General features: G+C 41.4%; 17 protein-coding genes. 7 read left to right on the top strand and 10 right to left on the bottom strand.

The window, feature by feature from the left end:
- Positions 1-18: 18 nt before the first annotated feature.
- The 4 genes from DB520_RS18875 to alaS form a co-directional block, all read right to left on the bottom strand.
- On the bottom strand, positions 19-492 hold the full coding sequence (locus DB520_RS18875) for a nucleoid-structuring protein H-NS (RefSeq protein WP_114751331.1): 474 nt from the start codon (positions 490-492) through the stop codon (positions 19-21).
- A 276-nt stretch (positions 493-768) separates the two neighbouring features.
- Positions 769-1,884: a TlpA disulfide reductase family protein gene (locus tag DB520_RS18880; protein WP_114751332.1), complete on the bottom strand. Its 1,116-nt coding sequence runs from the start codon at positions 1,882-1,884 to the stop codon at positions 769-771.
- A 1-nt stretch (position 1,885) separates the two neighbouring features.
- The gene (gene gatB / locus DB520_RS18885) at positions 1,886-3,370 is read right to left on the bottom strand and encodes an Asp-tRNA(Asn)/Glu-tRNA(Gln) amidotransferase subunit GatB (protein WP_114751333.1); all 1,485 of its coding nucleotides are present in this window, start codon (positions 3,368-3,370) and stop codon (positions 1,886-1,888) included.
- A 73-nt stretch (positions 3,371-3,443) separates the two neighbouring features.
- The gene (alaS, locus tag DB520_RS18890) at positions 3,444-6,080 is read right to left on the bottom strand and encodes an alanine--tRNA ligase (protein WP_114751334.1); all 2,637 of its coding nucleotides are present in this window, start codon (positions 6,078-6,080) and stop codon (positions 3,444-3,446) included.
- 157 nt (positions 6,081-6,237) lie between these two features.
- On the opposite strand from alaS, the gene DB520_RS18895 reads away from it, so the two are divergent.
- The 3 genes from DB520_RS18895 to dprA all read left to right on the top strand — a co-directional run bounded on the left by DB520_RS18895 (position 6,238) and on the right by dprA (position 8,805).
- Entirely contained in the window at positions 6,238-7,215 is a 978-nt protein-coding gene (locus tag DB520_RS18895) for a M23 family metallopeptidase (protein WP_114751335.1), read from the top strand.
- Positions 7,216-7,346: 131 nt separating this feature from the next.
- Positions 7,347-7,703, top strand: coding sequence for a MerR family transcriptional regulator (locus tag DB520_RS18900; RefSeq protein WP_114751336.1), 357 nt, complete (start codon positions 7,347-7,349; stop codon positions 7,701-7,703).
- A complete protein-coding gene (gene dprA / locus DB520_RS18905; RefSeq protein ID WP_114751337.1) occupies positions 7,681-8,805 on the top strand; it encodes a DNA-processing protein DprA in 1,125 nt (374 codons plus the stop codon). Before DB520_RS18900 ends, dprA begins: the two co-directional genes overlap by 23 nt.
- Here the strand turns inward: dprA and DB520_RS18910 are convergent.
- Positions 8,802-9,674: a beta/alpha barrel domain-containing protein gene (locus DB520_RS18910; RefSeq protein ID WP_114751338.1), complete on the bottom strand. Its 873-nt coding sequence runs from the start codon at positions 9,672-9,674 to the stop codon at positions 8,802-8,804. The two genes, dprA and DB520_RS18910, sit on opposite strands and share 4 nt — an antisense overlap.
- A gap of 324 nt (positions 9,675-9,998) precedes the next feature.
- On the opposite strand from DB520_RS18910, the gene DB520_RS18915 reads away from it, so the two are divergent.
- The 3 genes from DB520_RS18915 to DB520_RS18925 are packed head-to-tail and all read left to right on the top strand — an operon-like array spanning position 9,999 to position 13,176.
- A complete protein-coding gene (locus DB520_RS18915) occupies positions 9,999-11,162 on the top strand; it encodes a COG1470 family protein (RefSeq protein WP_232835059.1) in 1,164 nt (387 codons plus the stop codon).
- Between the two features lie 3 nt (positions 11,163-11,165).
- On the top strand, positions 11,166-12,143 hold the full coding sequence (locus DB520_RS18920) for an ABC transporter ATP-binding protein (RefSeq protein WP_114751339.1): 978 nt from the start codon (positions 11,166-11,168) through the stop codon (positions 12,141-12,143).
- Positions 12,121-13,176: an ABC transporter permease gene (locus DB520_RS18925; RefSeq protein ID WP_232835060.1), complete on the top strand. Its 1,056-nt coding sequence runs from the start codon at positions 12,121-12,123 to the stop codon at positions 13,174-13,176. The genes DB520_RS18920 and DB520_RS18925 overlap by 23 nt, the downstream gene beginning before the upstream one ends.
- A 139-nt stretch (positions 13,177-13,315) precedes the next feature.
- Here DB520_RS18925 and katG read toward each other — a convergent pair whose 3' ends face one another.
- The 3 genes from katG to DB520_RS18940 all read right to left on the bottom strand — a co-directional run bounded on the left by katG (position 13,316) and on the right by DB520_RS18940 (position 18,198).
- Positions 13,316-15,559 (bottom strand): catalase/peroxidase HPI, encoded by a 2,244-nt coding sequence (gene katG / locus DB520_RS18930; protein WP_114751340.1) that lies wholly within the window; start codon positions 15,557-15,559, stop codon positions 13,316-13,318.
- 555 nt (positions 15,560-16,114) lie between these two features.
- On the bottom strand, positions 16,115-17,293 hold the full coding sequence (locus tag DB520_RS18935) for a glycosyltransferase family 4 protein (RefSeq protein ID WP_114751341.1): 1,179 nt from the start codon (positions 17,291-17,293) through the stop codon (positions 16,115-16,117).
- Positions 17,293-18,198, bottom strand: a complete 906-nt coding sequence (locus DB520_RS18940; RefSeq protein ID WP_114751342.1) for a sugar phosphate nucleotidyltransferase — start codon at positions 18,196-18,198, stop codon at positions 17,293-17,295. The genes DB520_RS18935 and DB520_RS18940 overlap by 1 nt, the downstream gene beginning before the upstream one ends.
- A gap of 938 nt (positions 18,199-19,136) precedes the next feature.
- On the opposite strand from DB520_RS18940, the gene DB520_RS18950 reads away from it, so the two are divergent.
- Positions 19,137-21,656 carry a DEAD/DEAH box helicase gene (locus DB520_RS18950; protein ID WP_114751344.1) on the top strand — a complete coding sequence of 840 codons (2,520 nt, stop codon included), beginning with the start codon at positions 19,137-19,139 and terminating at the stop codon, positions 21,654-21,656.
- Positions 21,657-22,044: 388 nt separating this feature from the next.
- On the opposite strand, the gene DB520_RS18955 is transcribed toward DB520_RS18950, so the two are convergent.
- Both DB520_RS18955 and DB520_RS18960 read right to left on the bottom strand, forming a co-directional pair.
- Positions 22,045-22,863 carry a hypothetical protein gene (locus DB520_RS18955; protein ID WP_114751345.1) on the bottom strand — a complete coding sequence of 273 codons (819 nt, stop codon included), beginning with the start codon at positions 22,861-22,863 and terminating at the stop codon, positions 22,045-22,047.
- On the bottom strand, positions 22,863-23,759 hold the full coding sequence (locus DB520_RS18960; RefSeq protein WP_114751346.1) for a DUF488 domain-containing protein: 897 nt from the start codon (positions 23,757-23,759) through the stop codon (positions 22,863-22,865). The genes DB520_RS18955 and DB520_RS18960 overlap by 1 nt, the downstream gene beginning before the upstream one ends.
- Between the last annotated feature and the right edge of the window lie 161 nt (positions 23,760-23,920).

Below are 23,920 nucleotides of genomic sequence, written 5' to 3' on the forward strand. Positions count from 1 at the left end.
AATTGCTTTTGTGATAAATTATCTTCTTCGGAGTTCGAGTTCTGTCACTTTTCCACTGCCGTCCATTCTGATGTCACTAACAAAATTTAGGTTCTTTTTCGTGTCCTTCAGGTAGTGGAGGTATTTTTCAATCGTTGTAGGCTCATCATAATCCTTGATTCCGGACTCCTCATGAATAACAATTAAGACAGGGGTGTTTTGGTTAGAAAACAAACCTAAGGCTTCCCTAATGGTGTTGTTCGCACTCTGAGTGTTGTTGGCATTGGCGATGGAGTTAAAATAACCTTCCAACTTTCCTACAGCAACCTCCTCGGCAGTTGGCTCTGCGGGTTTTTCTTCTTTAGGCTCGGGAGCTGGCTCTTCCACCGGCTCTGGCTCAGGTGCTGCCTCTACCACCTTCTTTTTGCTCTTGCAGGCTCCAAAGACCAATAAGCTAAGTAGCATAACGGTAACCAACCGATTCAATGGGTAATTAAATCTTCTTTTTTTCATGTTTAAATAATAATAGATAGTGTGTGTAATTTCTATTTAAAGTCAAATAATCAGCTTATACAAAAACTTTTTATTTTGTAACTCGCCTTTTTTTCTAAGTAGGTGAAATCAATCTCCTAGGGACAAATGTTTGTCGTAGTTGGTTTGGTATATCCCTGTTTTTACAGTAGCTTAATTTACAATTGCAGGCTTTTTTGTTTCTTTTTGCTACGGTTGCGAATATATGATATAATATTTGTTTTTTACAAATAATTTATTTGAGAAACGTCATGTTCGCTAATCAAAAATTTCCGCCAGCTTGTTTTCAAGGGTGATACCCCTTAAATCCTTTGCAAATATATTTCCATCGGGATCGATCATATAGGTAGCGGGAATTGCATTAATTTGATAAGTGGCCGCAGCCTCAGAGTTGAAATATTTAAGATCCGAAACCTGGGTCCATTCCAGTCCATCTTCTTCAATTGCTTTTTCCCAAGTCTCCCTAGTCCTGTCCAGGGAAACCCCAAATACCTCAAAACCTTTATCCTTATATTTGTTGTAAAGTCTCACCACGTTTGGGTTCTCTTCCCTGCATGGCCTACACCATCCTGCCCAAAAGTCCACAAGGACATATTTCCCTTTTAGGTCTGAAAGTTTTTGGATATCCCCATCTGGATTAGGAAGGGAAATTTCTGGCGCTGGCTGACCCACACTTAAGGCACGCATTTCATCCAATTCCTGCTTCCAGGAAGAGATCAAATGCATATCAGGATAACGATCACCCAAGGCGTTTACAGTGCTATCAATGAAGTTAAAATCATTTTTTGGGTTCAACATTCCCAAGCCTGCGAGGGCGGCAAAACTACCCTCCATCTTGTGAATAGTTTCTTTGACCCTGTCGCCATGGTTTATCTCAAGTTGCATGGCTTTTTCCTGAATGGCTTTGATGGCATCCTGGTCCCTGTCTGCCATCGCCTCATAGAATTCCGTATTCAACTCGTTGCCTTCTTCTTGATACCTCTGGGTGATCTCATCGATCAACCTGAGCATCTGTGTATCCCTTGAACCTTTGAGTGATAACTCTTGGGTTTCAAAATCATAGTCTATTTCCACATCCTCATGGTATAATGCCAATCTAACCGTCTCTTCCTCCATTAGACTCAGCTCGTAAAAGTTCGGTCCATCAAGGGTCAATTCGTACTCAAATTTCCCTCCATTTTTTAATTTTAGGGTATCCAATACATCTGTCCTGTCATTGGCGTACTGGGAAAGTACGAGATTACCTTCTGGATAGTTTTCTAAATTTCCGGAAATCTTTACCTTTCCGTCAAATTTTTTTTCTTCCTCACTACAGGAAGTAGACAACATGCTGATTGACAATATTATATAAAAGTATTTTTTAAGATTTTCCATATTATTTTTCCAATAGCTCAATCAGTATTTTATTCGCCACTTTGGGATCTGCTTTCCCCTTTGACCTTTTCATTACCTGTCCCATAAACATCCCCAAAAGCCCCTTCTTTCCGGCCCGGTATTCGGCCACTTTTCCTGAGGATTCCTCCAAAACCTGTTCAATAATCGGCTTTATAGAATCCTCGTCACTATCCTGAATAAGATTTAAGCTTTGTGCTATCTCCAATGGGCTTCTTCCGGCGGATTTCAGCATCTCCGGATAGATTTTTTGAGAAGCCACAGAAAAGCTCACTTTTCCTTCATCCACCAATAGAATCAAAGAAGCTATCCCCTCCGGCTTGATGGGGAAATCATCGATATGGAGAGTAAGTTCGTTTAGGTAGGATTTTACTGGCCCCATTAGCCAATTGGAAGCCGCTTTGTAATTTTGGGTTGCCTGACAAAGGGCCTCAAAGTAAAGTGCAATTTCCTTGGAATCAGTGAGCACACCTGCATCATAGGTAGGGAGGTCATAGTCTCGAACAAACTTTTCAAACAATTCCCTTGGCAGAGGGGGCAATTCATTTTGAATGTTCTCCAGCCATTCTTCGGAAACCACTACCGGACTTAAATCAGGTTCCGGGAAATACCTGTAATCGTTCAGGTCTTCCTTGGTCCTCATACTGCTAGTGGTGCCGCTAGTAGCATCAAATGTTCTCGTTTCAGAGACGATATCCTCCCCGTTTTCATAAAGCAGGATTTGCCTATCAAATTCATGCTCTATGGCTCTAGCCACATTCCTGAAAGAGTTCATGTTTTTCACTTCTACCTTTTTGCCTAAGGTCTTGGACCCTTTGGGCATAATGGATATATTGGCATCACAGCGTAGAGAACCTTCTTCCATGTTGCCATCACAGATATCAAGATACCTCACCAGCTTTTTGATCTCTGTTAAAAACTGGTAAGCTTCTTCCGAGGAGCGCATGTCTGGCTCTGTCACGATCTCTATCAATGGCACTCCTGCTCTGTTAAAATCCACCAAAGTATCTGTCTCTCCGGCAAGGTGCATGGATTTCCCCGCGTCCTCCTCCATGTGGATACGGTTAAGTGTTACAGTTTTATTTTCCCCATTGCCAAGTGTGATGGGTACTTCTCCTCCCACGCAGATTGGGCCTTTGTCTTGAGTGATTTGATACCCCTTAGGTAGGTCAGGATAAAAATAGTTTTTACGCGAAAAGATATTCCTCCTGGTAATTTCACAGTTGCAGGCCAACCCCATGCGGATGGCAAACTCCACCGCCCGCTTGTTCACTTTGGGCAAGGTGCCAGGGTGCCCTAGAGTTAATACCGAAATGTTGGTGTTGGGCAGATTCCCATATGCGGTGGAATCTGAGGTGTACATCTTGCTATTTGTCAACAACTGTGCATGGACCTCCAGGCCTATGACCAGTTCATATTTGCCCTTTATTCCCGTCGAAATTGGGGCAGTTTTAGTTTCTTCAATCATTATCCAAATTACTTGGTTATATTACCAAAAATGGCAGAGTTTTACTCCAAAACCAAATGATAGTTAAGCTAAATTAATCTTGGCGTTTTGAAAATAGTTTTTTGGCAAGTTCTATTACACTGGGCAAGCCTCCGAGTTCTTTTCCACCTGCGGTCGCAAAAAAAGGTTGGCCGCCTCCACCACCTTTGATTTCCTTTGCCAACTCTCTAACGATTTTGCCCGCATCATATTCCTTTTCCTTTACTAATTCTTCCGAAATCACCACAGCAATCTGAGGTTTGCCTTCAATGTCAGCCGCCAATACTGCAACAATCCTTTCCTGCTCATTTTTCAATTCGAAGGCCAGCTTTTTCAAAGCATCGGCATTGGGCAATTTGACCAAGACAGACAATAGCCGGAAGTCACCCATATCCGCAAATTGTGTGCTCAACTGATTTTTCAAGTGGTTGGCCTCCTTGAGTTGCAATTGCTCTATGGCTTTTCGGAGCTCGTTTCGCTCTTGGATAAGGTCTTCCAGTGATTTCTTGATGTTCTTTGGGTTTCTTAGGATATGCTGGACCTCCTTTAGCAATTGCATTTGCTCTCTTATGAAGGTTTCTGCTTTCTCCGCAGTCACAGCCTCTATTCTTCTTACTCCTGCTGAAATCGAACTTTCGGAAAGTACTTTAAAAGTACCAATCTTACCCGTTGCCGATACGTGCGTGCCTCCACACAACTCTATGGAAAATTCCCTGTCAAATGCTACAACTCTTACAAAATCCCCGTATTTTTCACCGAACAAGGCGGTGGCACCCATCGACTTGGCCTCCTCGATTGGGACGGAGCGCAACTCTTCCAGTGCTATGTTTTCCCGGATTTTTTCATTTACCAAGGATTCCACCTCCTCCAATTCATCCTCACTTAACTTGGCAAAATGGGCAAAGTCAAACCTCAACATTTCCCGGTTTACAAAAGAACCCTTTTGTTGGATATGCCCTCCCAGAACCTGCTTTAGGGCTGCTTGCAGTAAGTGGGTAGCACTATGGTTATTCATGGTGAGATTCCTTTGGTCCTGGTCTACTTCGCAATGTACCTCCAGGTGTGGAAATTGTGGAATTTTATCCACAATGTGTACGATAAGGTCATTTTCTCTTTTGGTGTCCACTACTTTGATAGTCTCCCTTTCATTACTAATGATTCCAGTATCACCTACCTGCCCCCCGCTTTCTGCATAGAAGGGGGTTTGGCTCAAAACCATCTGGTATTGTTTGCCTTTTTTATCTTTGATTTCTCGGTACCTAAGGATTTTGGCTGTTGACTCCAACTGCTCATAACCTACAAAGTTAACTTCTCCAGCATCCTGCAGGATGACCCAATCTCCAGTTTCCAAGCCGGCAGCTGACCTAGATCGGTCTTTCTGTTGGGCCATTGCATTTTGGAAACCTTTTTCATCTACCGAGAATCCGTTTTCGCGGGCGATTAAGGAAGTGAGGTCTAAAGGGAAGCCGAACGTATCGTATAATTCGAAAGCAAGTTCTCCTGAAATCACCTTATCAGAGTGCTTTCCCATTCCGGAGGTGATTTGTTCCAGTTTTTTTAGTCCATTTTCTAGAGTCTTAAGAAAGGAGGCTTCTTCTTGCTCGATGACTTTTGAGATAAAGGATTTTTGGTCCTTCACCTCTGGGTATACTTCCCCAAAAGTATCTGCTAATACATCCATCAACTGGTATAGGAAAGGTTCCCGAAATCCCAGGAAGGTATATCCGTACCTTACTCCCCTTCTTAGTATGCGGCGAATTACGTAGCCCGCCTTGTTGTTGGAAGGCAACTGCCCGTCTGCTATAGTAAAAGCAATCGCCCGGATATGATCCACAATTACCCGAAAGGCAATGTCTGTTTTTTCATCCTTCCCGTATTTTTTGCCGCATAGTTCTTCGACTTTCCGGATAAAGGGAATAAACAAGTCGGTGTCGTAATTGGAAAATTTACCTTGAATCACTCTCACTAGCCGTTCTAACCCCATTCCGGTATCCACATGTTTGGCGGGAAGAGGGGTAAGTGAACCATTGGCCATCCGGTTATATTGGATGAATACCAAGTTCCATATTTCGATCACCTGTGGATGATCTTCATTTACCAGTGTTTTTCCATCAACAGCCCTTCTTTCTTCCTCAGGTCTAATGTCAATATGGATTTCTGAACAGGGACCACAGGGGCCGGTTTCACCCATTTCCCAGAAATTGTCCTTTTTAGAGCCATAAAGGATGCGATCCTCCGCTATCCAGTTTTTCCATAGGTCCAGTGCCTCCTGGTCTTTTTCAAGCCCTTCAGCCTCATCCCCCCCGAAAACAGTTATATATAGCCTATCCTTCTCAAGCCCATATTCCTCAGTCAACAACTCCCAAGCCCAAGCTATGGCTTCCTTTTTGAAATAATCCCCAAAAGACCAGTTTCCCATCATTTCAAACATGGTGTGGTGGTAGGTGTCCACACCCACTTCTTCCAAATCATTGTGTTTTCCTGAAACCCTAAGACATTTTTGGCTGTTAGCTATACGTAAAGACTTTGGTGTTTCGTTTCCTAAGAAATAATCCTTAAATTGATTCATTCCCGCATTGGTGAACATCAAGGTAGGGTCATTTTTTACAACGATAGGAGCTGATGTGACAAGTTGATGTTGTTTATTTTGAAAAAAATGAATAAATTTCTCCCTGATGAGCTTAGCATCCATGTTTTTTATGTTTAATTGATTATTTTCGAGGCCTTTATGGTTTAATTGATTAACTTTGCGTTTTGTCACCCGGGACACATAATCCCAATTAATCAGTTAACCTCAAGGGGGTTTCAAAAGGAATACAAAATTAGAGGTTTTATCATTCAAATTACAGATGAGTAGAATAAAATATTATTACGATCCCAAGACATGTAAGTATGAAAGGTATGTGAAGAGTAAGTGGGATATCACCCTCAATGTGCTTGGATTTTTATCTCTATCTTCACTTTTTGCTGTGGGCATTTTGATTGTTTTTAACATGTATTTTGACAGCCCAAAGGAGCTCCTGCTTAAGCGGGAGAATCAAGAATTGAATTTATATTATGAGTTGCTCGAACAAGAAGTGAGTAAGCTTAACGCGATGATGGAAGACCTTCAAGAAAGGGACGACAACCTTTACCGGGTAATTTTTGAATCTGAGCCCATCCCTTCCTCGGTAAGAAAAGCGGGGTATGGAGGTACAGACAGGTTTAAAGAAATAAAGGAAAAAGGATTGAAGCAGGAATACCTCATCGTCTCCACGATGGAAAAGGTAGAATCCCTGAAGAAACAGTTATATATACAATCCAGGTCTTATGACGAACTTTCCGAAACGGCCTTAAATAAGGAGGAATACTGGGCATCTATACCGGCCATACAGCCAATTCATAATGAGGAGCTAAATAGGCTTGCTTCGGGATATGGGATGAGGATACACCCCATATTGAAGGTAAGAAAGATGCACACCGGAGTTGACTTTTCTGCCCCAAAAGGCACCCCTATTTATGCAACTGGAGATGGAGTGGTGTCCATGGTCAGAACAGAATTCGGAGGGTATGGTAAGCATATTATGGTTGATCATGGATTTGGGTTTACTTCCAGGTACGCGCACATGAATGACTTTAACGTGAAGGCGGGACAAAAAGTGAAGCGTGGGGACCAAATAGGTACCGTGGGCAACACCGGCTCATCCACTGCCCCTCACGTCCATTATGAAGTTATTAAAGACGGGAAATATGTAAACCCCGTAAATTATTTCTTCAAGGATTTGGAGCCCTCAGAGTTTGATAAGATTTTGGAACTGGCGTCCAGGGAAAACCAGTCACTATCCTAGAGATTATTATAAGCAATCGTATTCTTTAACATCACAAGCCTTCCAGACCGATATATTATTGGAGTTCTGGAAGGCTTTTTGTGTTAATTTTTTTTTATTTTTGATTCAGCAATTTTAAAACCAACCAAGCATTGCCCTACAAGGAGAAAGAAATAGAGAAAAAGTATTTTTCGATTGGTGAAGTAGCCGAAAAATTCAAAGTGGCCACTTCCCTTATACGCTATTGGGAGGGTGAATTTGACATCATCAAACCCAAAAAGGACAAAAAAGGAAACCGCAGGTTTACCAAGGATGATATAGAAAAGATCCAACTTATATATCATTTGGTAAAGGAAAAGGGATACACTTTGCAGGGTGCTCAGGAAATCATTAAAAATGAGCATTATAGGCTGCAGGATAAGGCCTCTATGATACAGCGGCTTATGGAGATCAAAAGTTTTTTGATAGAAATCAGGAGCAAATTAGATGACGAAACCTTTTCAAGATGACCTGCTTTATAATGTAGCGCTCAGCCTCATCCCGAAGATTGGCCCGGGAATATTCAAAAATATCATAAGCTACAGTGGTTCTGCCAAGCAGTTTTTTGAAATGAGCAAGGGGAAAGCAGGCAAAATTCCGGGAATTGGGCCAAAATTATTATCCTACCACGCAGCAAAGCAGGTATATTTAAAGCAAGCCGCATCTCTACTCGAAGAAGCAATTAAGCTGGGGACTCAGGTGGTTTCCTTTTGGGACGACGCATTCCCACAGCGCCTGAAAGGCCTGCCTGACGCTCCGGTGATTTTGTTTACCAAAGGAAATGTTAACCTAAATCCCCATCGTAGTATTGGCATAGTAGGCACGAGAAATGCTACAGCATACGGAAGGGCAGTAACCAGCAAAATCGTGGAGGACTTGATCCCCTATCAGCCTACTGTGGTCAGTGGCTTAGCCTATGGAGTCGATATTGAAGCTCATAGGGCAGCATTGAATTTTGGCTTGCCTACCCTTGCTGTTTTGGGCACCCCTATAGACAAAATTTACCCTTCCCTCCATAAGCCCATCGCAAATCAGATGCTGAATGATGGCGGACTGGTTTCGGAATATCGATCAGATGCACCGTTAAACCCATCCAATTTTCCCCAACGAAACAGGATAATCGCAGGTATGTCAGACGCACTCATAGTGGTAGAGGCAGCAAAAAAAGGGGGAGCCCTTATCACCGCGGAAATTGCCTATAGTTATAACAGGGAGGTGTTTGCAGTACCCGGTAATTTACAAAGCATTTATAGTGAAGGCTGTAATAACCTGATTAGGAGTATGAAAGCCAGTATCTATATGGGTCCAAAAGAACTTGAAGAATCCCTGTCTTGGCATGGGAAGGGCAATTCTCAAGAAGCAACATCACCCGCCAAATTCGACCTGGATAGCTTAGAGCATTCCGAACGGGGGATCGTGCAAGTACTTTTGGATCATGGGGCAATGGAAATTGACAGGTTGAGCTGGGAAACCTCCTTGCCCATTTCTGCTTTGGCCGCAAGGTTATTGAATTTGGAATTTCAGGGGATCATTAAATCATTACCCGGTAAAAAATACACCATGCTGGATTAATGGCAGTTATTGTCAATTTCAAAAATGGGGATTGCCAGTTCCTTGCTTTTTGCGAGGGCACCCTTATCTATCTTTAGTGGGTGGTTATGGTTTTCAAGAAGGCGGATAATCAGCTCTGTGGGTGTATTCCCCACTAATTCGTCTATGGCCATGGGACAACCTCCCGCTCCATTAACTACGCCATCGAACCTTCTGCAGCCTGCCTCATAGGCTGCCAAAAGTTTTTCCATGCAGTTTTCAGGTCTGCTATGCAAGTGTACCCCAAATTCCACGTTGGAGAATTGGGAGATGTTTGGGGTAATTACATCCTTTATGTCTTTGGGGCCGGCAATTCCAACGGTGTCGGCAAAGGAAATGATGGAAATGCCATTTGAAACCAAGTCTGCAACGAATCCTTGTACCATATCTGGGTGATAGGCGTCCTCGTAGGGATTTCCAAAACCCATACTCAAATAAACCACCAAGTCTTTCTCTTTTTTCATGCAAATTTCATGAATTTCATACATTTCGGATTTGGCCTTTTCTATGCTTTTATTGGTGTTTCTAAGCTGAAAGGTTTCTGAAAGGGAGAGAGGAAAACCTAAATAATGGATTTGAGGAAACTTACCAGCTTCTAGGGCCCCTCGGGTGTTTGCTACTATGGCCAATAATTTAGAGGAGGAGTCTTCGAGTTCCAAGCCTTCCAGGACTTCTACCGTATCCTTCATCTGAGGGATCGCCTTTGGGCTCACAAAAGAACCAAAATCAAGCGTGTCAAAACCTACTTTCAACAATTGGTTTATCCAAGCTATTTTTTGGTGGGTGGAGACAAACCTCCCTAGGCCTTGTAAGGCATCCCGAGGACATTCAATAATCTTGGCGGTGCGCATTTGTTGCTTGTTTATTCTGATTTACGTAAGCAGTGTATTGGGAGTTATTGCAGAGGCTGCTTAGGGTTGGTTTTTTTACAGAAAGTGATCAAAATCACCATTTTTTTTCCTGCTTCTAGAGATTGATGACAATTTGAGAGGTATTCTGATAATTCGTTAAATACCTACATATATAGCAATAAAAAAATCACAATAGCAGTTTTGGGTGATTTACTTCCCAATATCAAAATTAAATTTGTTAACATTTTTTAACATTTTGACCATTTACAATTTTTCTCCTGTTATTTAGTTTTGAACCGTGTACAATTAAGATACTAAAAGATTATGAAAGGTTTTTTACTGTCAGTCCGTACAAAAATGCTCTTTGTAGCTATGGCCCACTTCATGTGGATGATGACGTTCGGTGGCCACTCAGTATTTGCCAATACTGTGGCTTTATACACCCCTTATCCTGAAATAACCGTACCACCTGGGGAATCGATTGATTACAGTGTGGACGTTATCAACAATTCAGGTTCTATCAAGAATGTAGGGGTTTCGCTTTCGGGTGTTCCCGATGGATGGGAGCATTCCCTAAAATCTGGGGGATGGACTATTGGAAAGGTAGCAGTGATGCCCGGGGAGAAGAAAACCTTGTCCCTAAAAGTGGATGTCCCACATCAGGTAGAAAAAGGGGTTTATAAATTCCAGGTGGTGGCTCAGGGTTTAACGTCACTTCCCCTTGTTGTTACCGTTTCCGAGACCGGCACCTTTAAGTCGGAGTTTACCAGTACCCAGCCTAATGTAGAAGGGCATTCCAACGCTACTTTTTCCTACAATGCAAAGCTGAGAAACATGACTTCAGAGCCACAGTTTTATGCATTGAGGTCTGATGCACCCAGGGGTTGGAATGTAAGTTTCCGTGCCAATGGCAAGCAGGTGAGTTCCGTAAATGTGGAAGCCAACCAGACCTTGGATGTGGCAGTGGAGGTTTCTCCCCCCAAAAAAATTAAAGCCGGCAACTATAAAATTCCCATACAGGCAGTAACCAGGTCCACTTCTGCGGACCTAGAACTGGAGGCAGCCGTGAAAGGGAACTATGAAATAGAATTGACTACACCTACAGGCTTGTTAAGTACCAACGTGACCGCCGGAGGGAAAAAGCGGCTGGAATTATTGGTGAAGAATAACGGGTCCTCAACCGTGAATGACATTAAGTTGGACAAAAGAGCCCCGGTGGACTGGGATGTGGTTTTTGAGCCAAATGAGATCAAGTCGCTTGAACCTGGGGAAAATGCCAAAGTGTATGCTACCATACAAGCTTCAAAAAAAGCAATAGCTGGTGATTATATGGCTACCCTTGAAGCAAATAACCCTGATGTGTCGGAGAAAGCCGCATTCCGAGTCTCCGTAAAAACCCCTGTGGTTTGGGGATGGCTAGGCATCATGCTTATTTTAGGGGTTTTTGGTGGTGTTTTCCAGTTGTTCAAAAAATACGGAAGGAGGTAGGTCTTGGAGCAGGTTATCGAACTAGTAAACCTTACTAAGCAGTACGGAGAATTTAAGGCAGTGGATAACCTCAGCCTCAGCATTCAGAAAGGAGAGGTTTTTGGGTTGCTGGGTCCCAATGGTGCTGGTAAATCCACTACCATCCTCATGATGCTCGGGCTTACTGAGCCAAGCTCTGGTTCCGTAAAGGTATGTGGGCTTGATGCCACCAAACAGCCGGTAGAGGTGAAACGAAAGGTGGGGTACCTTCCGGAAGACGTGGGGTTTTATGATGAGTTGAGCGGGTTTGAAAATTTGCTTTTCACTGCTAGACTAAACGGGCAAAGTGATAAGCTTGCTTACGGAAAGACCTCAGAACTGTTAAATAAAGTAGGCTTGGGACCCCATGCCGAAAAAAAAGTCAGCAAATATTCCAGGGGCATGCGCCAAAGGTTGGGATTGGCGGATGTGCTGGTAAAGGATCCAGAGGTGATCATATTGGATGAACCTACACTGGGTATTGACCCCAAGGGAGTAAAGGAGCTTTTGGAGTTGATTGTCCGGCTAAGCAAGGAAAAAGGCCTTACCGTATTGCTTTCCTCTCATCATCTCCACCAGGTACAACAAATCTGTACCCGGGTAGGGCTCTTTGTTAGTGGGAAGTTAATTGCATCCGGCGACGTAGAGTCCCTGTCTTCACAACTGATTTCCAAACATCCCTTCCTAATTGAGGCACGGGTTGGCGGCATCCAGGAAGAAGTCGATAACGATAAGCTAAAAGAGAAGTTAAATCTGGTTCCGGGGGTGAAAGAAATCAATTTGTTGGCTGAGGGCTTACTTCATATCGGCTGCTCAATGGATCGAACCTCTGAGATTGCTCAGGCCATAGTGGCATCTGGAGCGCAGTTAACTCACCTCAGCAAGAAAACCTACGGGTTGGATGATATTTATCAACGTTACTTTGAAAATACTACATCCCATGAAGTTCATCAATCAAGCTAAAATGTATATGTCAGGGATGAGTATTCCATCCCTGACTTTACCAAATACCAAGGCAACCACAAAAGCCGAAAAGCTATCTACCAAAGTACCTCATCCGTTTTGGGTGATTGTGAATAAGGAGGTGGTTGACCATATTAGGAGCTGGAGATTGGTCATACTGGTGGCTATCATTACGATAGCCTGTGCGGGTTCTCTAATTACTGGACTCATGCACTTTAAAGACTCGATATCAGCAAACGACCCTGAGGGTAGCTTTTTTTTCCTGAAGCTGTTCTCCGCATCGGGCTCGGGATTGCCCTCCTTTGTGGTTTTTATCAGTTTTCTGGGTCCACTGTTGGGTATAGGATTGGGTTTTGATGCCATCAACTCCGAGCAAACCAGAGGGACAATGGCTAGGGTGCTGTCACAACCCATTTACAGGGACCAGTGGATCAATGCGAAATTCACTGGAGGCCTTTTGGTAATTTCGGTTCTATTCACAGGGCTTACCTTGATATTCATGAGCATTGGCATTCTCAAGATCGGTATTCCCCCTACTCCCGAAGAGTTTCTCAGGATACTGATATTCACCTTTGTCACCATTTGCTACGTGGGGTTTTGGTTAAATTTGTCCATCCTTTTTTCGGTCAAATTCAAGCAAGCTGCCACCTCTGCGCTTTGTACCATTGCGGTTTGGTTGTTTTTTACCGTGTTTTATGGCATTATCGTGAACTTTATTGCCAATGCTACCGCTCCTGGCCAGTTTGCCTCCCCAGATCAAATCATTCGGTACCAACAATTCATCACGAATTTGATGCGTATTGTGCCTAGTCAACTATATAGTGATGCCACTACCACACTGCTTATGCCTTCTGTAAGGAGTCTGGGACCACTGACTTCCGAACAAGTAGTGGGTACCGTGCCTAGTCCCCTTCCTTTGGGGCAGAGCCTCTTATTGGTTTGGGCGCAATTGACAGGCTTGATTTTGGCAACTGTTTCCTGCTTTGCCTTGGCTTATTATTCCTTTATGCGTAGGGAAGTGAGATCCAGGTGATTTGCATGCAAGCATAGTTGCTTTTAAGGGAGTCATTCTAGGACTCCCTTTTCTGTTTTAATCTAAAATCAGAGGGGTTCATTTTATCCATAAAATGGGTGACTCCTAAGAGCCACCCACTAAATAAAACTATCAATTATTATTTTACCAAGTCAAACCGGTCCAAATTCATGACCTTGTCCCAAGCAGCTACAAAATCCTGGACGAATTTTTTCTCTGCACCGTCAGCGGCATATACCTCCGCAATTCCCCTAAGTTCGGAATTGGAACCGAAAATTAGGTCTGCACGGGTTCCGGTCCATTTTACTTTTCCAGACTTCCTGTCTTGTGCTTCAAATCTATCCTTTTTCTCCGTAGTGGCTTTCCAGGTGATATCAAAATCGATCAGGTTCTGGAAGAAGTCATTCGTTAGTTTTCCGGGTCGATCCGTAAACACCCCATGCTTGGAACCGTCATAATTGGTGTCAAGCACCCGCATTCCTCCTACCAAAACCGTCATTTCAGGAGCGGTAAGTTTCAGCAACTGAGCTTTGTCCACTAAAAGATCTTCCGTTTTTTCTGAGAATTCTGCTTTGACATAATTCCTGAATCCATCGGCTATGGGTTCAAGGGCTTCGAAGGACTCCACATCGGTTTGATCTTCAAGGGCATCTGCGCGACCTGGGCGGAAAGGAACCTTTACGTCATGACCAGCATCCTTTGCTGCTTTTTCTACGGCTGCACATCCCCCCAATACGATGAGATCTGCCAAGGAGACCTTCTTGTTTCCTGATTGAGAGCCATTGAATGTTTCCTGTATTCCTTCTAGTTTATCGAGAACCTTGGCCAATTGACTTGGTTGGTTCACTTCCCAAGATTTTTGTGGGGCAAAGCGAATTCGTGCTCCATTTGCTCCACCACGCATGTCTGACCCACGGAAGGTAGAAGCAGAGGCCCAGGCGGTAGTGGCCAGTTCAGATATGCTTAACCCTGATTCTAGGATTTTCCTTTTTAATAGGTCGACATCATTATCATTGATTATTTCATGATCTACTTCCGGTATGGGGTCTTGCCAGATGAAATCTTCCTCAGGAACTTCCGGTCCTAGATAACGCACTTTTGGCCCCATATCTCTGTGCGTCAATTTAAACCAAGCTTTGGAAAAAGCATCTGCAAACTCATCCGGATTGTCGAAGAAATGCCTAGATATTTTTTCATATTCCGGATCCATTTTTAGTGCCAGGTCTGTGGTGAGCATAAATGGGGCGTGCTTTTTCGAAGGATCGTGGGCATCTGGTACCGTGCCTTCCCCTGCACCATCTTTGGGTTTCCACTGAAACGCTCCTGCAGGGCTTTTAGTCAACTCCCATTCGAACCCAAATAGGTTTTCAAAAAAATTATTGCTCCATTGGGTAGGGGAAGTGGTCCAAGCACCTTCCAGTCCACTGGTTATGGTGTTGCCGGCGTTGCCCGAACCGAATGTGTTTTTCCATCCCATGCTTTGCTCTTCAATGCTGGCTCCTGCTGGTTCTCTGTCCACATATTTTGTAGGATCAGCTGCTCCGTGGGTTTTCCCAAAAGTGTGTCCTCCAGCTATAAGAGCCACGGTTTCGTAATCGTTCATGGCCATTCTGCCAAAGGTCTCACGGATATCCCTGGCAGCAGCTACCGGGTCAGGCTTTCCATTGGGACCTTCTGGGTTTACATAAATCAAACCCATTTGAACAGCGCCCAAAGGATTTTCCAGGACCCTGTCTCCGGTATATCTTTTGTCGCCCAGCCATTCGGTTTCTGAGCCCCAATAGATATCCTCCTCAGGTTCCCATACATCTTCTCGTCCACCACCAAATCCGGTCGTCTTAAGCCCCATGGATTCTAGTGCGCAGTTTCCGGCAAGGATCATCAGATCCGCCCAAGATAGTTTGTTGCCATACTTTTTTTTCACTGGCCAAAGTAAAAGACGGGCCTTGTCCAGATTGGCATTGTCCGGCCAGCTATTGAGTGGGGCAAATCGTTGGGATCCGGTGCCGCCACCTCCACGGCCATCAGAGATCCTGTAGGTACCTGCGCTGTGCCAAGCCATTCGGATGATGAAAGGACCGTAGTGGCCATAATCTGCGGGCCACCAGTCCTGGGAAGTGGTCAATGTTTCCACAAGATCTTTTTTCACCTGGGCAAGATCCAGTTTTTTAAATTCCTCCGCATAATTGAATTCTTCCCCAAGTGGGTTTGAAAGGTTGGAATGTTGACGAAGTATGTTAACCTTCAACTGATTGGGCCACCAGTCGGTGTTTCTGGTTCCCTCACCTGCACTTTGGTTCAAGGGGCCGTGCAAAAAGGGACACTTTGCCTCCGACTTACTCATATCGGAGACCTTCGCATCTTGATTATTGTTACTAGCCATAGCGTAATTGATTTTTGGTTTTTAATTTCTTAATTCTTCCCTAAGATATTAAAAAATATACAGATTGAAATTTTTTTTCCATTGATAAAATCTATGGCTCTTGGGTTATTTCTATAGGTGTCTTTATAGCTAATTCAGACTGCCATTTGGGATATTTCCTGCATAGTGAAGGAGGGTGAAACTTGCCTTTTTTGGAAAGAATTCACTCCTAGAAAAAACAACCTTCCCCTGTCCTTTTCAATTATCGTAGGGTCAACTACTGCAAGGGGTTAACTTTTTCCGACCCGCTTTAAACCAATAGTGTTCTATACGTACAAAACGGCCCCTTTTAATAGGGAATCCTTCAACGACATTGAATTCTACTCTGTCATCAGTACCATTTTAGTACTCAAAATTCCGGTGTTTTCCATTTTGGGAACAGTGCTGGGTTACTAACCTGTTTCTGAAGGTATTGCTGCTAAGGCCGGGCAAAATCATTTGCCATTTTCATGACTATCATTCTCAGGGTGGTTTTAAGGGTGTTTTCCCTATTACTTGCCTCTATTATGGGACTGATCATAAACTAGCGCCTAACTCAGCAGAATTGAGTGTACTCTCATATATTGCAATTATCTGAGGATAATTGATTTCGCAAGAGAAATTTTTCTCAAAAGAGTCCCTTGCATTCCTCCTCATATTTTTTTGAGCTTCCAAATTCTGTTCAAGCTCACAAATTGCATCCATTAAACTATCACAATTTCCTGGTTCAAAAAACAAACCATTGACCCCGGGGTTGATTAACTCATTCATAGAACCAATCTTTGACGCAATTACGGGAGTTGCACATGAAAAAGCTTCAATCACGGTCATTCCAAATGTTTCGTACCAAATGGATGGGAAGATTAGGGCTTTAGCATTTTTAAGCAAACCAATTACTTCATCGTGGGGTTTATTCCCAACAAAATTAATATTATCCTTTGCTAAAGAGATATCCCTGGTTTTTTTATCTTTTGGCCCGGATCCCACAATTATAAGTTCTTTATCCATTTTTGAAAAAGCATCCAACATCACATCTACTCCTTTTTCCTCACTCAACCTTCCAATAAATATATAGTATTCGTCTTTTATAAGATTAAATCCTTTGTCTTCTACAAAGTTTGGTTTAACCACAAATTTCTTTTCATCAATTTTTAAAGTTGACCTTTTAAATATATCCTTTGAAAAATGAGTTAAAAAGATGTATTTGTCAATTCTATTCCAAGTACCTATAGATTTATTAAATGTTAAATTTAATGCCAATGCCAGAGTTTGATATGTAGAGTTTCGGTATACCTTTTTTCTAACTGCTGTAAGAGGGAAGTATTCTTTTAGGCTATCCTCGAAAATCTTTCCTTCATGTAATAATGTACCACTCGGGCAAATAAGACGGAAATTATGGAGTGTTAAAATAACTGGTATTCTACAAAATTTGGCTGCATAAATAACGGAAGGCGAAGCTTTGAAAAACATATTGTGTATGTGCAATACATCAGGATTCTCTTTTTTCATCGTCTTTATTATCTTAATAAAAGAATGTATTGAAAAAAAAGAATTGAAAAAGGAACTGAATTTTTGATAACCTTTTATTAAATTATTATCAAATACCATAGTAATTACCTGATGGCCATGATTTGAGAGCATTCTGGCTTCTGCTTCAAAAACAATGTCTTCTCCACCTTTTTGTTGGTATTTATTATGGACTAATAAAATTTTCACTATAAATCTTTTTTTATAATCCTGGTAAAAACTCTTTTAGCCCTGACGTATAGGCTGTTGTGCTTTTTGAAGTTTTTTACAATCACTGGATCAATTTTTGTTTCTGTAGGAAACACAAAAGAAGCTTTATCGGAGGTGTCTATTTCGTCTTCAAAGTTTTTGAAGTCACAGTTTTCACCCTCTGCACCAAAACCAATATTTGTTATCTTGGAAACTTTCGGAAACACATCATACATGTCGTTTTCGAATTGGTGATAGCAGAACCGTATAGCCCATGAGTTTATTTTGCCCTTCATCTGCTTTGATAGCATATGGCTCATATCACTTCCACCACGGTTAAATCTCAATCTCCTAAAAAGGTTAAATCTAAAGTCTGCATAGTTTTTCACGCTCCAATCAACCTCTGTCCATTTTTCTCGCCATGTCCCCCAACCCCAAGATGAAGCCCTGTACCCAAAGGAAGAATCATAGGGGTAATCTCTGGGAATACAATCTTTATACGAAAATCCTGATATCGATAATATACGGTTGTCATTTTTATAGTGATCAAGGGCTTGGTTCATATAGTTCAAAAAATTTCTTGAAGTGAGCAAGTCGTCTTCGAGAACAATAACTTTTTCATATTGGGTAATAATTTGTGTTACTCCATCTATAATAGACTTGGCAAGTCCTTTATTTTGATCTTGTTCTATAATTGTAACCTTTTTGAATCCATTTACTGTATGAATATAATCACGAACCCCCTTTACTTTTAAAACATCTTTTTCTTTTTTGGCTCCATCAGAAAAAATAAACAATTCAGTGTCCTTCGCAAGAAAATTTTCTTGAAGATTTTGTATCGTGCTTTTCGTTTCAGTCAATCTTCCATAAACGAAAAGTACTACTGGAGCTAAATTTTCACTCATTTTATATGCTGGTTTGTGATGCCTCTCTTTATTACAGATCTATATGTTTTTTGATCATTAAAGCAAGTTTTTTTATTTAATATTATCTTTAAAAAAAAACTATAAATTGTCAATAATTTATGTCATACAATTTTACTTTCCTATAGTTTGAGAAATTATATTTGTTGTTTAAATTTAATTATTATCCGCTGTATGCCGATAATGGAATAACCTTGTGACCAAGCCTCTAAATTTTGTCAGTAGTTTAGGATTTATAATATATACCGTATACTAGTTATTTTAGTAAAAATAGACATGTTTTGCGATTCTATCTATAATGGTATCTATTTTTTGGAAAGTAATCTTTTACCATCAACCCACAAATTGTTTTTTTTTATATCTAAAGACCAATAGAAAATTTCAAATCAGTTGTTTTTTTATTTTAACCATTTTTTTCAGTCCGCTTTTCGCAGTTTGCAAATATAATAATTTGAGGACATTAGTAATAGCAATTCAGGGTTATTAATAGTAATTATTTTATGCAAATTAGAATTTTCTCCGCCTCATATGTAATCGAAAAGTCTTTTTTTTATCTTGAAAATGATGTTTTTTCGAGTTGCAACAAATTAAAAACTAATTTCTTAATGATTTATTAACAAGCATTTTGTTCAAGAAGCCTTCCCAATGGGGTTCAAATGTGAAAGGTATAGGTTTAAATTACAACCTTTTTCTCGCAAAAGACTTTTACTAAATCTGATTGCATTTAAAGGTAACTTAAAACTGGAAGAACTTCCAATCTTTTTTTGTTGGTAAAAAAATGAATGGTTCGTTTGGAATGAACCAAATAACTTCAACATAAAAGGAAAAGTGAAGCCAGGGAGAGGATAAAATTAGTGTTGGATAAGTAAGAACCACCAAAATTGAATAAGTTTATGGCATAAATTTAAAGCCCATTTTTCATGACCGCCAAAGCCAAAAAATCCAAGTCCAACAAATCGGAAAAAAAGAAAAACACGATTCCCTACCATAGGAAACCGGACAATCTGAGTTTAGATGAATGGCAGATAGGGCTGCGTCGGCAATTTGCGAGCCTGCAGGAATTCAGCATAACCAACCTTGGTGCTGAGGCAGTTTTTTCGGACTATTCGGTTTACAATCCTCAGACCGACAATTCCTATAAAGTGGCCATCAGAAGCAACCCGGAGGAAATAGCCTCCGGCAAAAATTTCAATTTCTGCACCTGTTACGATTTCAAGACCAACGGTTTGGGAACCTGTAAACACATAGAAGCGGTCATCGGCCAAATCCAACGAAAAAAATCAACCCATTCCCAATTCAGCAAAGGAAACTTCCAACCCACCTATAGTTCTGTTTACCTTGAATATGGGCCTGATGAAAGAAAGGTCAAAATTAGGATTGGAAGCGAAGAAGCACGTAAGCTCAACGCACTTTCCAAGAAATACTTCTCAGAAAACGGAACAATCAAATCCACCGCTTTTGAAAAGTTTGATGAATTCCTGACAGAAGCCAAGAGCATTCAAGGTTCCTTCCGCTGCTATGAGGATGCCCTGACCTATATTTTTGAGGTAAGAGAAAAAAACAGAAGGAAGGCCTGGATCTGGAAAAATCAAAATGGACTGGAAAACGGTTTGTTATCTCAGTACATCAAAGCGGAACTTCACCCTTATCAAAAGAAAGGTGTAGCATTTGCCGTTGAAGCAGGAAGGGCTTTGATTGCAGATGAAATGGGATTGGGCAAGACCCTTCAGGCCATTGCAGCTTCCGAGGTTTTGAAAAAGGAATTCGGCATCCAAAAAGTCCTGATCGTATGCCCCACTTCCCTTAAGTACCAGTGGAAATCTGAAATTGAGAAATTCACCGACAGTACCGTACATGTCATAGAAGGGCTAAAGTTAAAAAGGGATCCTCAATATGCGGATGATAATATGTTCTATAAAATCGTCGGGCACCATACCGTGGGCAATGACCTGGACGTGATCAATGCCACTGAATTTGACCTGATCATTCTGGATGAAGCCCAACGGATCAAGAACTGGAAAGCCAAAATATCCCAGAACATCAAAAAACTGGAGTCCGAGTATGCCATAGTCCTTACGGGAACACCACTGGAGAATAAACTGGAAGAACTGTATTCCGTCGTCCAATTTATCAATCCATTCAGGTTGGGAGCTCTTTACAGGTTCCTACATGACCATCAGGTTACCGAACCGGAAACAAGCAAGGTCATCGGATATAAGGACCTGAACAAAATCGGAAACATACTTTCGGATATCCTGATCCGCAGGACTAAGAGGATGGTGCTTCAGCAATTGCCGAGCAGGCAGGACAAGAACCTCTTTGTAATCATGACGGACAAACAAAGAGAGGTCCACAACGAAAGCTACGATTTGGTTTGCCGATTGGTCAACAAATGGAGAAAAATGGGATTTCTCCCTGAAAAGGACCGGCAAAGGTTGATGATCAACCTCAACATGATGCGGATGGTCTGCAACAGCACTTATATACTTGACCAGCAGACAAGGCATGATACCAAGATAGCCGAACTGATGGGAATTCTCGAGGAAATCTTCCAGATGCAAGGGGAGAAGGTGGTTATTTTCAGCCAATGGGAACGGATGACAAGATTGGTGGCCCGAGAACTTGATGATATGGGCATCCACTACGAGAACCTGCACGGCGGTATCCCTTCCAAGGACAGGAAATCCCTATTGGACAACTTTCTCAAGGATCCGGAGTGTAAGGTTTTTCTGAGTACCGATGCCGGAGGTGTTGGTCTGAACCTGCAATCAGCGGCCTATCTGATCAATCTGGATATCCCTTGGAATCCGGCCGTTTTGGAGCAAAGGATTGCCAGAATCTACAGAATAGGCCAAAAGAAAAAAGTGAACATCATCAATTTGGTGACGACTGACAGCATCGAGCACCGCATGTTGGATGTGCTGAAATTTAAATCCTCCATGGCCGAGGGGGTATTGGATGCAGGGGACGATACCATCCTGATGCAGGAGGACAGGTTCAAGCAGTTTATGAACAGTGTCGAAACCATGGTGGATGAAAAGCAAACCTTCACCGAGGCATCCGTTCCAGAACCTGAGAATGAGGAAAAAAATGAGGAACCTTACCAAACGGCTCCATCATCCGATAAAAGAGAATCCGATCAAATTATACAATTGGGGCTATTTGATACCGATATTCCTGAAAAACCAAATCCAAAACCCGCACCACCCCCTAAACAGGAAACCGGGTCCACGGGCATGGAATGGATGAGCCAGCTTTCAAAAGTGCTGGGCAGCCCGGCCCAGACCAAGGCCATGGTAAGTTCCCTCACCGAGAAGGATTCCCAAACCGGCAAGACCTACCTCAAATTGCCGGTAGAAAATGAGGAGGCGGTGGAAAATGTCCTGAAAGGGATTGGGCAGCTATTTCAGGCCATTGATTGGAGTAAGTTTGGGAAGTGATTGGGTTGTCAATAAATAGGGGAATTATTTTAACCAACGTTCGTTAAAGGTCTCGATTATTTGGGGTTTTTACCATTTTTTCCCACCATATGTAGACCCTATGGGACAATATATAAGGGGGTGGCCATACTACTATGGAATTTGTTGAATTTATCAACATCGAACCATCAAACCATCATCATCCACCTATCTATATGGGGATTGGCCTTTGACTACGCTCAGGGGCCAGATTGAGGGGTGTGGAAAATTAAGATTTGTCTATCAAGTATTTTTTTCAAAAAAACTCATATTTTAAAAACAGAAACTTTTTGGAGCTGACTAATAGTTAACAACTTGTGGAAGTTTTTTTATTGAGAAGATAAATATATCTTTCTTTGTAGGACTGCCATTAGAACAATGACGTTTGAGTGGTAGGTTTTGGGTGAAATGTCCCAATAATTACAAACGGGTTGGGAGCAGTATTATGATGAAGTTTAGTAGTTCCAAGAAACAAATATAAATCTTTGGTTCGTGCAAAATCATCGAAGTATTTCTTCCTTACATCTGCACAAGCAAGTTTCTCCTCCCCACCATTTCTATTTAGTGAGTTCCAGAAAAGTTGACCAATTTCCCAGTCTTCGATCATCATTGTACTGGATATTCCTTCCACATCTTTAAGCTTGTATGAGAATTTATAGGGAAGTTTTTTTACTACTTGAAATTTACCTTCCTTGTCAGAAGACTCAAATAAGTTGAGTTGATTTAACTTATCAAGTTTTTCCTTGCTCCATTCCCTATCCACGCTTTTAATTTCAAGATCTAAAATTTGAGATGGTTTAAAAACTGCTAATGAAGTGCCTATTTCTTTATTTTTAGCCTCAGAAATTAATTCACTTAGGCTTGTATAGACATTATTCAAAACGACTTTTCGCCTGTCTTTCCAATCATCGCCGTCAGGCTTGATTTCTCCTAAAATTTTAATTTCAGTATCGTGGCTTACCGGACGGTAACTTTCCTTTCTGAAATCAGAGGTATTCTTGACAAGGTCAATCTCAATCCATTGATATTTTGAATATTGCTGGCTGTATTTCTTCTTACGAAACTGGATGGGGTAAATTCTTATCCAGGTACCGTCTTCTTTGAATCCTGCTGTACAAACAAGTTCATCATATTTGGCGGAAAGTGAAGGATAGGTTTTGACGGTAATTAATACTTTCTCCTTGGGCATTACAAGTTTTTTTGATCAATGGTCCAGTTTGGAAGTTGTTTTAATGCATTTGCTACTCTACTTCTATGGCACATACAAGGTTCTTTTTCGAAACAAGTAATTGCAATTCGCTTATATTTTCCTGTCAGATTATAAATTTCCTCCAATTTTACCCTATTATTAACAAGGGTGGTTTTTTCATATTCATCAAAAAGCTTATTGAAATCGTTTATTGTTTTTAAGTCTACCCGCTTTTCTGAGTCAATACCCAATTGAGGAATGTGTAAATATTCGATCCCAACGCTTTCGCAGGCTCTTTTCAACTGACTCTTTGAAAAACCAAATTTCATGCTCAATGGATTCTTACGAACATCGCAAAGCAATTTTACATCATTAATTATGAGTTTATTCAAATATGTCTCAAGACTGATCCCTTCATACCCAATCGTAAAAAATGCGGGATTGTCAAAACTTCTTTTTTGTGCGTTAACCTTTTCAAGCTCTTTGTCTGTTAAGAGTTCATCAGCAATTTGACTCTTTATAGCAAAATAGGGATACTTGATATAAGTGTATTTTACCAGTTCCTTCTGATTTAATCCTGCAACCTCTTCTTTTGTTTGCTTAATTGCAGCTTGATCTTCTTTTTTCAGGGTAGGAAAAAAGGATTCAACTGAGTTATTAATCCAATCAGAACCAAAAGTATTCGTTTTATCAATTACAACTTCCTTTTTGGACAAGGTAGATAAATCTTGATTAGCCTGAAATGAAAAGCTTCCATATTTATAAGGAACAAAATCATAGGATTTTTTTGCCTGTTTTCTAGTTACCAGCAAGAGTATTTTTTGGAGTTTGGTATGAGACAAAACCCCATCAAATTCCTCTAATATTCCTAGCAACAATTTCCTTCGGTAATACATGGCACAAATTTAAGAAATAACTATACTAACTACTACAGTTTTGAGAAAACAGGAAAGTGCAATTCTACCCATTGGTATGAGCCCTAAAACCTGTATTCAAACACATTTATGAACCGGGTTTCGTGTAAATGAACTATGCACCAAATCAGACTTAGAGGCGA

Source organism: Pleomorphovibrio marinus (assembly GCF_003347495.1).
GTDB classification, from domain to species: domain Bacteria; phylum Bacteroidota; class Bacteroidia; order Cytophagales; family Cyclobacteriaceae; genus Pleomorphovibrio; species Pleomorphovibrio marinus.

Excerpts from the sequence above, each read along its gene's own strand:
- DB520_RS18875 (WP_114751331.1), bottom strand. The coding sequence starts at position 492 with ATGAAAAAAAGAAGATTTAATTACCCATTGAATCGGTTGGTTACCGTT.
- DB520_RS18880 (WP_114751332.1), bottom strand. The coding sequence starts at position 1,884 with ATGGAAAATCTTAAAAAATACTTTTATATAATATTGTCAATCAGCATG.
- gatB (WP_114751333.1), bottom strand. The coding sequence starts at position 3,370 with ATGATTGAAGAAACTAAAACTGCCCCAATTTCGACGGGAATAAAGGGC.
- alaS (WP_114751334.1), bottom strand. The coding sequence starts at position 6,080 with ATGGATGCTAAGCTCATCAGGGAGAAATTTATTCATTTTTTTCAAAAT.
- DB520_RS18895 (WP_114751335.1), top strand. The coding sequence starts at position 6,238 with ATGAGTAGAATAAAATATTATTACGATCCCAAGACATGTAAGTATGAA.
- dprA (WP_114751337.1), top strand. The coding sequence starts at position 7,681 with ATGACGAAACCTTTTCAAGATGACCTGCTTTATAATGTAGCGCTCAGC.
- DB520_RS18910 (WP_114751338.1), bottom strand. The coding sequence starts at position 9,674 with ATGCGCACCGCCAAGATTATTGAATGTCCTCGGGATGCCTTACAAGGC.
- DB520_RS18915 (WP_232835059.1), top strand. The coding sequence starts at position 9,999 with ATGAAAGGTTTTTTACTGTCAGTCCGTACAAAAATGCTCTTTGTAGCT.
- DB520_RS18925 (WP_232835060.1), top strand. The coding sequence starts at position 12,121 with ATGAAGTTCATCAATCAAGCTAAAATGTATATGTCAGGGATGAGTATT.
- katG (WP_114751340.1), bottom strand. The coding sequence starts at position 15,559 with ATGGCTAGTAACAATAATCAAGATGCGAAGGTCTCCGATATGAGTAAG.
- DB520_RS18940 (WP_114751342.1), bottom strand. The coding sequence starts at position 18,198 with ATGAGTGAAAATTTAGCTCCAGTAGTACTTTTCGTTTATGGAAGATTG.
- DB520_RS18950 (WP_114751344.1), top strand. The coding sequence starts at position 19,137 with ATGACCGCCAAAGCCAAAAAATCCAAGTCCAACAAATCGGAAAAAAAG.
- DB520_RS18955 (WP_114751345.1), bottom strand. The coding sequence starts at position 22,863 with ATGCCCAAGGAGAAAGTATTAATTACCGTCAAAACCTATCCTTCACTT.
- DB520_RS18960 (WP_114751346.1), bottom strand. The coding sequence starts at position 23,759 with ATGTATTACCGAAGGAAATTGTTGCTAGGAATATTAGAGGAATTTGAT.